Here is an 11,782-nt window from a genome sequence, read left to right as displayed (position 1 = left end):
CCGCTCGAGTACCCCGAAGGGCCTTTCCGCTCGACTTGCATGTGTTAAGCACGCCGCCAGCGTTCGTCCTGAGCCAGGATCAAACTCTCCATCAAGGTCCAACGACACACCCAGGGGGCGAACCCCGGACATGCCAAACCTCATGAAGGGATCGAAATCCCAGCATGCCGACCCCAAACGAGATCGGCTTGCCTCAAAGAAATCCCAGACCACCATCGAAACAGTGGCCTCGGGGACGACCCGAACCATGTCGGGCCGTTATAAAGGCACTGGCTTTTAACACGCTGTTGAGTTCTCAAGAAACGGACACCCACCGCGCTCCCACCACTTCCGTGATGCTCGCTCCGGGGCAACCCTTCTAACTTACCGGAAACTTCCCCCCTGTCAAACCCGACCCACCGGACCAGATTTGAACAAGAGACCAGCCCACCCCACACCAAACCAGACGGCCGAAACCGCCACCACGGTCGATCAGAGGAGTCCCACCGGGCCGTCCGCCTCGAAGGCGTCCCGCATCCCGTGCCGGGCTGTTCACTCAAGCGTACCCCGGCCCGAACCGTAGTCCGTACCGTCTTACGCCAAGTGATTCCCCGGAGACCGTCCGCCTTGCGGCGTCCCGCGTCCCTCGGGGCATGGAGAACATTAGATTCGCCCCTGGCGGCCGTCAAATCGGGACGTCCGCAGGTCGGCCGCTGACACCGGGCTCACGCACTCCGACCTGCGTTGACGCGGCTCGCTGATACCGGGCGGAGATCGGTCGTCAGCCCGATGTCAGCGCGTGGAAGCGGCCTGTCAGCGGCGTCGGCCACCGTGATGGACATGAACGAAGTCATCAGGGCCGAGGGCCTGCACAAAAGGTATGGGACGACCCATGCGCTCGCCGGAGTGGATCTGTCGGTCGGACGCGGAACCGTCCTCGGCGTGCTCGGACCGAACGGCGCGGGAAAGACCACGGCCGTCCGCACGCTGGCGACGCTCATCAAGCCGGACTCCGGGCGCGCCGAGATCTGCGGTTTCGACGTGGTGCACGACGCCGTCCGCGTCCGCGCGAAGATCGGCCTGACCGGCCAGTACGCGTCCCTGGACGAGGAGCTGACCGGCACCGAGAACCTCGTCATGATCGGACGGCTCCTGGACTTCCCGCGCGCCGAGGCCAAGGCGCGGGCGCGGGATCTGCTCGCGCGGTTCCGGCTGAGCGACGCCGCCGGACGCGCCGTGAAGACCTACTCGGGCGGCATGCGGCGCCGGCTGGACCTGGCGGCGAGCCTGGTGAACCGTCCCGAGGTCGTGTTCCTGGACGAGCCCACCACGGGCCTGGACCCACGTGCCCGCAACGAGGTGTGGGAGACCGTCCGGACGATCGTGTCCGAGGGCGCGTCCGTCCTGCTCACGACGCAGTACCTGGAGGAGGCGGATGCCCTCGCCGACCGGATCGTCGTGTTCGACCAGGGCCGCGTCATCGCCGAGGGCACGGCCGACGAGCTGAAGGCCGGCGCGGGACGGCAGACGCTGGTCGTCCGCGCTGCGGAGGCGCACCGGACCGAGCAGCTCACCGCGATCGTGACGCGGCTCACCGGCGAGCGGCCGGACGTGTCCGACTCGGGCCTGGTGTCCGTCCCCGTCCCGGACGCGACCGTGCTGTCCGCGCTGGTCCGCGCGCTGGACGAGGCCGTCATCACCGTCACCGAACTGGCGCTGCGGATGCCGAGCCTCGACGAGGTGTTCCTCAACCTGACCGGCCACACGGCCGAGACCGCCGACGAGAAGATCATGGAAGGGAGCCCGGCATGACCACCGCCGTCCTCGCCCCGCCCCGCCGCATCAGCCCCCGCCGCACGCTGCGCCACGGGCTGACGCTGGCCTGGCGCAACATCGCACAGCTCCGGCACTCGCCGGAGAAGCTGATCGACAGCACGCTGATGCCCATCATCTTCCTGGTGCTGTTCCTTTACGTGTTCGGCGGCGCGGTCCAGGGCAGCACGCGCGCCTACCTGCAAGTTCTGCTGCCCGGCCTGGTCGCGCAGATGGCGATGTTCGCCACGATGGGCCTCGGCACGGCGTTGAACGAGGACATTCACAAGGGAGTGTTCGACCGTTTCCGGAGCCTGCCGATCGCGCGGTCCGCGCCGCTGGTCGGGACGATTCTCGGCGACACCGTCCGGTTTGCGACGTCGATGATCTGCCTGACGGCGTTCGGTTCGCTGCTCGGGTTCCGGTTCCACACCGATCCGCTGTCGGTGCTGGCCGGGTTCGGCCTGGCGTACGTGTTCTACCTGGCGGTGAGCTGGATCTCCGTGCTGATCGGGCTGGTGGCGCCGTCCCCGGAGACGGTCCAGGGGCTGGCGTTCCTGTGGGTGATGCCGCTGACGTTCGGGAGCAGCATCATGGTCGCCGACACGTCCACGATGCCGGGCTGGCTGCAGACGTGGGCGAAGGCGAACCCGGTCTCGCATCTCACCGAGTCCTTGCGGGCGCTGATGCTCGGCGGTCCCGTCGGGAACCACGTCTGGTACACGCTGGCGTGGGCGGCCGGGATCCTGCTGGTGACGTTCCCGCTGGCCATGCGGATGTACGCGCGCCGGGCGTGACGCGTCAGGCACGGAGCGCGCGGATCTCCTCGCGGGAGAGGGCGCGGCCCCGCGCGTGGGCGGCCTCGTAGGAGGCGTCGCCGAGCGCGGAGCGGGCCGCGTCCTCCGCGGCGAGGAGATCGTCGTTGTAGGCGTCCCGGTAGCCGTTGAGGGCCTGCGCGGCGCCGAGCAGTTCGGCGGCCCGGACGGCGTCGCCGCGGACGGCGCGGTGGAGCGCGAGCCCGCACAGCACGGCGGCGACGCCCTGGTTCCCGATCATGATGTCGCCGTCCAGGCGGGCGAACGCGCGGGCGTGCCAGTGGTCGGCGGCCTCGGTATCGCCCTCCAGGGCGGCGAGGGTGGCGAGGCGGCTGAGGACGCTCACCGCGGTCGAGCCGAAGTCGGGCCGGAACATGCGCTGTTCGACCAGCCCGAAGGCGTGTTCTAGGGGCACCCGGGCGGCGGCGAGGTCCCCCGCGCGGCGGGCGATGTCGCTGAGGCCGACGTAGCCGTTCGCGGCCTCGGAGAACTCGCCGACCCGTTCGGACTGGACGATGCCGAGGCGCAGGTCGCGCTCGGCGCCGGCGATGTCCCCGGCGTACGCGCGGACCTTCCCGGTCTCCACCAGCACCGACGCGCCCTGTTCGGGGCTGACGCCGGTGACGGCGTGCGCGTGGGCGCGTTCGCCGTGCCGCAGGGCGGTGTCGAGGTCGCCGCGGGCGAGGGCGAGGCGCATCAGCGCGGTCCGCCCGATGATCATGCCGACGCGGTCGCCGAGCCCGGCGAAGATGGCGTGCCCGGCCTCGGCGTGCACCTCGGCGGTCGCGATGTCCCCGTCGTTGGCGGCGAGGAACGCGGTGCCGAGCCGGACGGCGCCCTGCACCCACGGGTCGGGGTGGTCGGCGATGGCGGCGAGCCGTTCGCCGCAGAGCGCGTAGTCGCCGCTGAACAGGCAGGACAGCGCCCTGACGACGACCAGGCCGGGGTGGGCGGGCTCGGGCGGGACGACGCGCAGCGCGTCGTTCAGGGCGATGCGGAGGCTGCCCGGGGTGGGGCCCTCGCTGTCGAGCATCTCGCTGACGAGCCGGGCGCTGAACTTCATGATCGCGAATTCCTCGGCGAGGCCGGGCGGCGCGGTGTCGCCCGCGATCGCGTCGACCTCCAGGGCCCAGCCGCCCGCCTCCCGCTCCAGGTCGCGCATGAACCAGAACCAGACGAGCGACCCGACGAGCCGGACGGCGCACGGCACGTCCCGGACGTCCACGCAGTGCCGCAGCGCGGCGGCGCAGTTGTCGCGCTCGGCGGCGAGCCGGTCGGCCCAGCGGAGCTGCTCGGCGCGGCGCAGCTCGGGCTCGGCGCGGGCGGCGAACGCGGCGACCCAGGCGGCGTGCCGGTCGCGGACGGCGCGTTCCTCCCCCGCGTCGGCGAGCCGTTCGGCGGCGTAGACGCGGACGGTCTCCAGCAGCCGGTACCGGACCTCGGTGTCGCCGTCGGCCATGACCAGGGACTTCTCGACCAGGGCGGCGACCACGTCGATGAGGTCGGTGGCGTCGCCGTCCCCGCAGACGGCTCCGGCGGCGTCCGGCGTGGCGCCGCCGGCGAACACCGACAGGCGGCGCAGGACGGTGCGTTCGGCGTCGTCCAGGAGGTCCCAGGACCAGTCGACGACGGCGCGGAGCGTGCGGTGCCGGGGCAGCGCGGTGCGGCTCCCGGCGGTGAGCAGCCGGAATCGGTCGTCCAGGCGCTCGGCGACCTGCGCGGGGGTGAGGGACCGCAGCCGCGCGGCGGCGAGTTCGATGGCGAGCGGGATGCCGTCCAGGGCGCGGCAGATCCGCACGACGTCGGGCGCGGTCGCGGCGTCGACCTCGAAGCCGGGCCGGACGGCGGCGGCGCGGTCGGCGAACAGGCGGACCGACGCGTGGGCGAGCGCGTCGGCGGGCCCGGCGTCCTCGGGCGGCAGCGGCAGCGACGGCACCGGGCACAACGCCTCGCCGGTGATGCCGAGCGGTTCGCGGCTGGTGGCGAGGACGCGGACGGCCGGGGCGGCGCCGAGCACGCGGTCCACGACGGTCGCGACGGCGTCCACGAGGTGCTCGCAGTTGTCGAGGACGAGCACGGCGTCGCGCCCGGTCAGGACCTCGGCGAGCCGGTCCAGCGGCGGGATCGGCGCGCGGTTCTCGCTGAGCAGCAGGCTCTCGTGGACGCCGAGCGCGGTGAGGACGGCGGCGGGGATGTCGCGGCCGTCGCTGACCGAGGCGAGCGGGACGAACCAGACGCCGTCCGGCGTGTCGTCCAGGAGCCCGGCGGCGGCCTCGGCCGACAGCCGCGTCTTGCCCGCGCCGCCGGGGCCGGTGAGCGTGACGAGCCGGGACTCGCGGACGAGCTTGCGGACCCGTTCGGTCTCCGACTCGCGTCCGACGAACGTCGTGAACCGGGCGGGCAGGTTGGTGCGGCGCGCGGGCGCCGGGGCGGGCTCGCGCCGCAGCAGCGCGAGGTGGACGGCCGTCAGTTCGGGCGAGGGGTCCGTGCCGAGCCGGTCGGCGAGGACGTCCCGGCCGTCGGCGAAGACGCTCAGGGCGTCGGCGGGCCGTCCGGCGGCGGCGAGCGCCCGCATCAGCAGGCCGCGCAGCCGCTCGCGCAGCGGGTGCGCGGCGACGAGCGGTTCGAGTTCGGCGGCGAGCCCGGCGCCCGCGCCGAGCGCGAGGTCGGCGTCGGCGCGGTCCTCGACGGCGGTGAGCCGCGCCTCCTCCAGCCGGGTGATCGCGGGGGCGGCGAACGCGGCGCCGGCGACGTCGGCGAGGGCGGGGCCGCGCCACAGGTCCAGCGCGGCGCCGAGGGACGCGGCGCGGCGGCGCGGGTCGGGGTCGGCGCGGGCGGTGGCCACGGCGTGCTCGAACGCGACGGCGTCCACGGCCGACGGGTCGAGCGCGAGCCGGTACCCGGTGGGGCCGTGCTCGACCAGGTCGCGTCCGGCGGCGGCGCGCAGCCGGGACACGACGGCCTGGAGCGCGTTGCCGCCGGGCGGGTCGCCGTCCCACAGGTCGTCCAGGAGGCGGTCGGCCGAGACGGGCCGGCCGGGGTCCAGGGCGAGCCGGATCAGCAGGGCGCGCAGGCGTGCGCCGCGGACGGGGACGGCGCGGCCCGTCTCGTCCCGGACGTCGAGGGTCCCGAGGATTCCGATGCGCACCCGGCCATTGTCCCCCGCGTTTGGAGGGGGACGAAATGAGCACGGAGGTGCGCATGGTGGACCTCGTGTGGGTGCTGGACTGCGCGGACCCCACCGCGCTCGCGCCGTTCTGGGCGGATCTGCTCGGCTGGACCGTCCGGGGCGACGGTGGACGGTACGAAGCGGTGCTGGACGCCGACGGTGTGACGCGAATGCTGTTGCAGCGCGTCCCGGAGCCGAAGACCGTGAAGAACCGGATGCATCTCGATCTCCGCGTGTCCGACATGGACGTCTGGTTGCCGCGGGCGCTCGGGCTCGGCGCGTCCGTCGTGCGCGGGCCGTTCGACGACGGGGGCTGGCTGACGACCGTGCTGGCCGATCCGCAGGGCAACGAGTTCTGTCTCATCGTTCCGCCGGAGTGACGTTTGACACGCGCGGGACGGGTAGCCCGGGCCGCATGGATCTGTCTTTCCTGAAGCCCCTGTACCGCCGTCCCGGCCCGTTCGTGTCCGTCTACGCCGAGCTGCTGCGTCCCGACGAGGACGCCGCGAAGGCCGCCGAGCTGCGCTGGCGCGCGCTGCGGGCGGAACTGTCCGGGCAGGGCGCGGCCGACCGGGCGCTCGCGGCGGCCGACCGGGCGGTGGCGGGCGTCCTGCGCGACCGGCGGACCGGGGGGCTCGCGGTGTTCGCGGCGGCGGACGGCTCGGCGCGGGTCGAGGCGCTGGACGTCGCGCCGTCGGCGCCGGTCGCGCGGGCGGCGCCGCTCCCGCACGTCGTGCCGTACCTCGCGGCGCGGGGCGAGCGCGTCCCGTACCTGGTCGCGGTCGTGGACCGGCGCGGCGGGGAGATCGACTGCGTGAGCGCGGCGGGGGTGCGGCGGCGGATCGACGTGCCGGGCGAGCCCGAGCCGCGCGGCGCGTCCGGACGGGACCGCGACGAGGCCCGCGCCCAGCGGTCGGCGGAGACGGTGTGGCGCGGCAACGCCCGGCGCGTCGGCCGCGCGCTGGACCGCGCGGCGCGGCGGCACCGGGCGGAGGCGGTCGTGGTGGCGGGCGACGTCCGCGCCCGGACGGCGGTGCTGGAGGAGGTGTCCGAGGGCGTCCTGTCCCGGACGGTCGAGTCCGATCGGGGCTGCGGGCCCGGCCTGGACTCCGATGTCGCGCGCGTCTTGGAACTGAAGGCCGCCGAGCGGGTGTTCTCGGTCGCCGAGCGGTTCGAGCGGGAGTTGGCGCGCGGGGAGCGCGCGGTGGCGGGGCTGCCCGCGACGGTGGCGGCCGTCCGCGACGGACGCGTCGCGAGCCTTCTTCTGGACGACCCCGACGCGCCCGCACACCTGTGGGTCGGCCCCGAACCGGACCAGATCGCGGCGACCCGGGACGAACTGCTCCGCCGCGGCGTCCCCGACCCCGTCGAGGACCGCGCGGACGCGGCCCTGGTGCGCGGCGTGGCGGCCACGGACGGCGAACTGGTCGTCCTGCCCTCCGACGGCCCGAACGCCGAACTCGGCGTCGGCGCTGTCCTCCGCTACCCCGACCCGTCCTGAGCCGTGGGTGTGCGTTGCTCACTCAGAGCGCGTCTCCGGGTACGGAGTTCGTCGCCGAGTACGGAGATGGAGTGTTGTATTCGCACTCGACTGCATTCCTTGCCCATCCGTCCATGGGGCAACGTCGTGTCATGACGTGAACGCTGCCGGTCGACCCGGGGCGGTCCGTCCCCGATACGCCCCCGACCGTGTGGATCGACATGCCGACTGTGCACCTCACCGATGCCGACCACGAAGCCATCGCCGTCGAACTGGACGCTCTGCGCCAGCGCGTCACCGCCGAGCTGGGCGCTCGTGACGCCGCTTATATCCACCGGGTCATCGCCTGGCAGCGGGGTCTGGAGGCGGGTGGGCGCGCTGTCCTCCAGATCGCGGCGCTGCTTCCCCGGGACCGGCGCACCGCGCTGCGGCGTTCGGTGTGGGCGGCCGGGACGGTCACGCTCTCCCTGGCCAAGATCCTGGAGAACATGGAGATCGGGCACAACGTCATGCACGGCCAGTGGGACTGGATGCGCGACCCGAAGATCCATTCCACGACCTGGGAGTGGGACGCGGTCGCTCCCGCTGATCTGTGGAAGCACCTGCACAACGTCGTCCACCACACGAACACCAACGTGATCGGCGTGGACGACGACCTCGGGTTCGGTCTCCTGCGCATCACGCCCGAGCAGCCGTGGAACCCGGCGTGCGTCGCGCAGCCTCTGTACGCGCTGCTGCTGATGGCGTTCTTCGAGTACGGCGTCGCGGTCGCGGACCTGGAACTCGACAAGGTCCTGGCCAAGGAGGACGACCCGGAGGTCACGCGCGCCAAGCTCCGGAGGATCCGGGAGAAGATCGTCCGGCAGTGGAGCAAGGACTATGTGGCGTTCCCGCTGCTGTCCGGGCGGCGGTTCGGGTCGACGCTGGCCGCCAATTTCGTGGCCAACACCGTCCGGAACCTGTGGGCGACGACGATCATCTACTGCGGCCACTTCCCCGAGGACGTCCAGGTGTTCCCGCCCGAACGGCTGGACGGCGAGACGCGCGGGCAGTGGTACGTCCGGCAGCTCACCGGCTCGGCGAACATCGCGGGCGGGCGGGTGCTGGACCTGCTGAGCGGCAACCTCAGCCACCAGATCGAGCACCATCTGTTCCCGGACATGCCCAGCCACCGGCTCGCCAAGATCGCCCCGCAGGTGCGGGCGCTGTGCGACAAGTACGACCTTCCGTACAACTCGGGGTCGCTGGCGCGGCAGGTCGGCAGCACGTGGAAGAAGATCTTCCGCCTCTCGCTCCCCTAGCGGCTCACGTGATGTAGAAGGCGACGCCCAGGTTCTTGCCCGCGGCGACGGCGTAGAACTCGGCGAGCCGCTCGACCTCGTCGGCGATGAAATCGGGGGCCTCGGCGGGTTGGAGCAGTTCCAGTTCGTACAGCTCGTGCTCGTCGATCAGCGCGTCGAAGTCCGCCCGCGCCACCTCCGCGCGCAGCCGCTCCATATCCAGCTTCGCTAGACGCTCGGCGTTCTCGGCGACCTCGTCCGGACTGAGCAGGTGGAACCAGCCGGTCTCCAGCGCCGCACTCGTCACGCTCTCGCCGGGCTTGAGCGGGGCCGCGAAGTACTCGACGGCCGCGTACAGATGCGTCCAGCACGACAGCGCCGTATCGAGACGGTCGATCGAGGACGCGTCGCGCCGGAGTGTCGCCGCCTCCTCGTCCGTCACGGCCTGCAGCCAGTGCGCCATCGCCATGTTCCCGCTCCCGATCCCTCGGCCTGTCCCGCGGACGACCCTAACCAGCGCCACCGACACACGCACGGCACGGGCGGTCGATGAGTTTCCGGCCGTCCGCTGGTCTCATGAACAGACCGCACGATCCGACCGGGAGGACGGCGCATGCCGCAGCGAGAGCCCACCTCGACCACCAACCTCGACATCTACGACGACCCGGCGCTGCCGTGGAGCAGAGCCCATGAGCGCCTGAAGGTCGACCTGGTCGAGATGAGCACCCCGGTGTTCCTCGGGACGACGCGACCGGACGGCCGTCCCCACTCCGCCGGCATCGGCGCCCTCTGGCTGGACGACGACCTCTACTTCACCAGCGGCCCGGACACCCGCAAATCCCGCAACCTGGCCGCCAACCCGTCCTGCACGCTCTCGATACGCCTCCAGGGCATCGACCTCATCCTCGAAGGCGAAGCAACCCGCGTCACCGACCCCGAAACCCTCACCGCGGTCGCCCGCGCCTACAGCGAAGGCGGCTGGCCCGCCGAGGTGGACGGCGACGCCCTCACGGCCCCCTACAGCGCCCCCAGCGCGGGCCCGCCCCCGTGGCACGCCTACCGCATCACCGTCCACACCGCCTTCGGCGTCGCCACCACCGAACCCTACGGCGCAACCCGCTGGCGCTTCCATTAATAATCCGCACGGCACATAAAAATAATCACAGTCAAGCATAACAAGGAGATCGTAGAAAAAGACAGGGCGGCGTTATTCAACACCTTGCAACGAGCCAAAACTGGATGGCGAATGGGCACCGCCGTCATCTTCAGCCCATTGACAATGCGTGGCGATGACGTAATCGGTGCCATCGTTAATTGAAAATATCTTTCCACGCATTGGGAAATCTTCCGGAATGCCCACCAGCCGTCGATCCGTCGTGGCGATTTCGCGAATGGAAATCGAATCATATAGAGATCGCACACGCAGATATTCAACGTTGCTAAATAGTATTTCAACCCGCTTCGGCGTCAAACTTTGATCGATTCCACGAATCAGCAGTCGCGAATATCTTACATTATAGTGCCACAATTGAAATTGGCGATCCCATTCGACAGATCCGGCCATTCATCCTCCCGAAAAGTCCGGTTTTGGAAAATCTTCTACTGCTTGCCCGTCGCGATAAAAGGTTATACTATCCCATGTCCGATAGCCGCGACGGACCGCATCGCCGACGATCTTCATCTCCCGTTCCGTGGTGAACCAGTTGTCCCCAGCCCCTCGGTCATAGGCTGCTTTGAACGCGGCGGCAGGGTTCTCGGCATGATCGAATCCATCGAGAATAATGTGCACGCGCACATTTGGCTTCCAGAACGCTACATTCCGCACCGAACCCAGGGCATCGTCCATAGCCATATCCAAGAAGTGTGTATGTCCGTTTGACTCGGCGAATTCCTGTAGGCGGCCCTCCCCCTCATCCCGAGCGCGACCCCACAGGTGTGGACAAGGACCGGGGCGGGACCCGCCAGCACGTAGAAGGTGTGCGTGTCGGCGACTCGATACGCAAGATCCGAAGAATGTCAACGAGTATCGAATTCCAGAAAGTCGACAAGCACTCACCATGGAGGTGACACGAAGACGCCGGCCGGTCAGGGGTCGGTGATGTGGAGGGCGGTGCTGGCGCCTTCGGAGAGAAAGGAGGCCAGGGTTTCGCCTTCTTCGGTTATGGCTGTGCGGTCGTGGGGGGTGAGGGGGTGGAGGGGGGTAATGGTCAGGGTGTTGTTTTTCGTGGTCCAGGTTGCGGCTACTCGGCCGTCTACGAGGACGACTCTGGTGCCTGCTACTGAGAGGTTGCGGTGGGCGTCGTCCACGATCCTGGTTCGGTCGTGGTAGCCGAGCAGGGCGTTGTCAAAGGCTGGGAGGAAGCGGACGGGGGCTGGGGTGTCGGGGTCGGGGCGGGGGGCTTCGGGGAGATCCAGTAGTTCTCGGCCGTTTTCGTCGTGGAACGTGATGAGTTCTGGGCGTAGGGCGGTCACGGCGGCCGGGAGGCCGGTTAGTCCGCACCAGGCGCGTAGGTCGGCGGTCGTTGCCGGGCCGAATGCGGCTAGGTAGCGGCGGACCAGGGTTTGGCCCACCGGGTCTTCGGCGTCGGTGGAGAGGGGGTCTGGGGCGCGGCCCAGCCAGGATGTGAGCAGGGCGTTGCGGACGCCTGCTCGTTGTCGCCATAGGCCGCGTGGCGGGAGTTGCGCCATCGGGAGTAGGGCCGCGACTAGCATTTCGCCTAGTGCCCTTGGGGGTGGGGACGGCCAGCGGTCGGATACGGCTCGTGCCAGTTCGGCCATCGTGCGGGGCTCGCCGTCGGCCATGATCGCGTGGCCTGCTCTTGCCAGTTCTTCGAGGTCTACTCCTTCTAGTTCTCGGCGGTAGGTCGTCAGCACCCGCTGGCGCAGCATGGCGTCGTGGCGGGAGCGCCAGGCCAGGGCGTCGGTGGCCGTGACCAGGTGGACGGTGCGGCGCATCAAATGGGTTCGTACGACCTGCCGTTGGACCAGCAGGTTCGAGAGCGTCGCCGGGTCGAAGGTGCGCAGGCGCGTCCATAGGCCGATGAACGGCTCCTGCGGTTCTTGGGCTTGCAGGCCGCACAGGTGTCCGACGGCGTCCAGGGGCGGGAGGTCGGCGCGGTCGAGCAGGAGTTGGCGGGCCAGCGTCGCGCGGTTGAGCGCCCGGGTGGTGAGGCGTGTCTTCACTGCTGCGTCCTTGCTCTCGGCGGCCACTCTCGACGCCACGATGGCAGCCGAAGCGGTCAGATTC

Annotated in this window: 11 protein-coding genes and 1 rRNA gene; 6 read left to right on the top strand and 6 right to left on the bottom strand. The window is 70.5% G+C overall.

The genetic code is table 11. The features are described from left to right. Positions 1 to 95 (bottom strand): 16S ribosomal RNA (locus BTM25_RS11440); the annotation flags it as partial. A gap of 724 nt (positions 96 to 819) precedes the next feature. Between BTM25_RS11440 and BTM25_RS11435 the strand changes: the two genes are divergently transcribed. Further along, on the top strand, positions 820 to 1,791 hold the full coding sequence (locus tag BTM25_RS11435) for an ATP-binding cassette domain-containing protein (RefSeq protein WP_103562903.1): 972 nt from the start codon (positions 820 to 822) through the stop codon (positions 1,789 to 1,791). Next, positions 1,788 to 2,588: an ABC transporter permease gene (locus BTM25_RS11430; RefSeq protein ID WP_103562643.1), complete on the top strand. Its 801-nt coding sequence runs from the start codon at positions 1,788 to 1,790 to the stop codon at positions 2,586 to 2,588. Before BTM25_RS11435 ends, BTM25_RS11430 begins: the two co-directional genes overlap by 4 nt. A gap of 4 nt (positions 2,589 to 2,592) precedes the next feature. On the opposite strand, the gene BTM25_RS11425 is transcribed toward BTM25_RS11430, so the two are convergent. Beyond that, positions 2,593 to 5,754 (bottom strand): BTAD domain-containing putative transcriptional regulator, encoded by a 3,162-nt coding sequence (locus BTM25_RS11425; RefSeq protein WP_103562642.1) that lies wholly within the window; start codon positions 5,752 to 5,754, stop codon positions 2,593 to 2,595. A 35-nt stretch (positions 5,755 to 5,789) separates the two neighbouring features. On the opposite strand from BTM25_RS11425, the gene BTM25_RS11420 reads away from it, so the two are divergent. The 3 genes from BTM25_RS11420 to BTM25_RS11410 all read left to right on the top strand — a co-directional run bounded on the left by BTM25_RS11420 (position 5,790) and on the right by BTM25_RS11410 (position 8,556). After that, entirely contained in the window at positions 5,790 to 6,155 is a 366-nt protein-coding gene (locus tag BTM25_RS11420; RefSeq protein ID WP_205648030.1) for a VOC family protein, read from the top strand. Positions 6,156 to 6,190: 35 nt separating this feature from the next. Further along, on the top strand, positions 6,191 to 7,276 hold the full coding sequence (locus BTM25_RS11415) for a baeRF2 domain-containing protein (protein ID WP_103562641.1): 1,086 nt from the start codon (positions 6,191 to 6,193) through the stop codon (positions 7,274 to 7,276). A gap of 200 nt (positions 7,277 to 7,476) precedes the next feature. Continuing rightward, a complete protein-coding gene (locus tag BTM25_RS11410; RefSeq protein WP_103562901.1) occupies positions 7,477 to 8,556 on the top strand; it encodes a fatty acid desaturase family protein in 1,080 nt (359 codons plus the stop codon). A gap of 4 nt (positions 8,557 to 8,560) precedes the next feature. On the opposite strand, the gene BTM25_RS11405 is transcribed toward BTM25_RS11410, so the two are convergent. Continuing rightward, positions 8,561 to 9,004: a DUF1877 family protein gene (locus BTM25_RS11405; RefSeq protein ID WP_103562640.1), complete on the bottom strand. Its 444-nt coding sequence runs from the start codon at positions 9,002 to 9,004 to the stop codon at positions 8,561 to 8,563. Positions 9,005 to 9,148: 144 nt separating this feature from the next. Between BTM25_RS11405 and BTM25_RS11400 the strand changes: the two genes are divergently transcribed. Beyond that, entirely contained in the window at positions 9,149 to 9,670 is a 522-nt protein-coding gene (locus tag BTM25_RS11400; protein WP_103562639.1) for a pyridoxamine 5'-phosphate oxidase family protein, read from the top strand. A 72-nt stretch (positions 9,671 to 9,742) separates the two neighbouring features. Here the strand turns inward: BTM25_RS11400 and BTM25_RS29160 are convergent, their stop codons facing one another. From BTM25_RS29160 to BTM25_RS11395, 3 genes are all read right to left on the bottom strand, one after another. Continuing rightward, entirely contained in the window at positions 9,743 to 10,099 is a 357-nt protein-coding gene (locus BTM25_RS29160) for a hypothetical protein (RefSeq protein WP_146059031.1), read from the bottom strand. After that, positions 10,100 to 10,381, bottom strand: coding sequence for a hypothetical protein (locus BTM25_RS29155; RefSeq protein ID WP_146059030.1), 282 nt, complete (start codon positions 10,379 to 10,381; stop codon positions 10,100 to 10,102). A gap of 239 nt (positions 10,382 to 10,620) precedes the next feature. Continuing rightward, the gene (locus tag BTM25_RS11395; protein ID WP_235828340.1) at positions 10,621 to 11,757 is read right to left on the bottom strand and encodes a winged helix DNA-binding domain-containing protein; all 1,137 of its coding nucleotides are present in this window, start codon (positions 11,755 to 11,757) and stop codon (positions 10,621 to 10,623) included. Between the last annotated feature and the right edge of the window lie 25 nt (positions 11,758 to 11,782).

It is taken from the genome of Actinomadura rubteroloni (genome assembly GCF_002911665.1).
In the GTDB taxonomy this organism is placed as follows: Bacteria; Actinomycetota; Actinomycetes; order Streptosporangiales; family Streptosporangiaceae; genus Spirillospora; species Spirillospora rubteroloni.
The sequence above is the reverse complement of the archived record's forward strand: the minus strand, read 5'-3'. Positions and strand labels throughout refer to the sequence as shown.

What these genes read in the sequence shown, in the direction of transcription:
- BTM25_RS29160 (WP_146059031.1), bottom strand. Translation starts at nt 10,099, where the DNA reads ATGGCCGGATCTGTCGAATGGGATCGCCAATTTCAATTGTGGCACTAT.
- BTM25_RS11405 (WP_103562640.1), bottom strand. Translation starts at nt 9,004, where the DNA reads ATGGCGATGGCGCACTGGCTGCAGGCCGTGACGGACGAGGAGGCGGCG.
- BTM25_RS11410 (WP_103562901.1), top strand. Translation starts at nt 7,477, where the DNA reads ATGCCGACTGTGCACCTCACCGATGCCGACCACGAAGCCATCGCCGTC.
- BTM25_RS11420 (WP_205648030.1), top strand. Translation starts at nt 5,790, where the DNA reads ATGAGCACGGAGGTGCGCATGGTGGACCTCGTGTGGGTGCTGGACTGC.
- BTM25_RS11415 (WP_103562641.1), top strand. Translation starts at nt 6,191, where the DNA reads ATGGATCTGTCTTTCCTGAAGCCCCTGTACCGCCGTCCCGGCCCGTTC.
- BTM25_RS29155 (WP_146059030.1), bottom strand. Translation starts at nt 10,381, where the DNA reads ATGGACGATGCCCTGGGTTCGGTGCGGAATGTAGCGTTCTGGAAGCCA.
- BTM25_RS11400 (WP_103562639.1), top strand. Translation starts at nt 9,149, where the DNA reads ATGCCGCAGCGAGAGCCCACCTCGACCACCAACCTCGACATCTACGAC.
- BTM25_RS11435 (WP_103562903.1), top strand. Translation starts at nt 820, where the DNA reads ATGAACGAAGTCATCAGGGCCGAGGGCCTGCACAAAAGGTATGGGACG.
- BTM25_RS11430 (WP_103562643.1), top strand. Translation starts at nt 1,788, where the DNA reads ATGACCACCGCCGTCCTCGCCCCGCCCCGCCGCATCAGCCCCCGCCGC.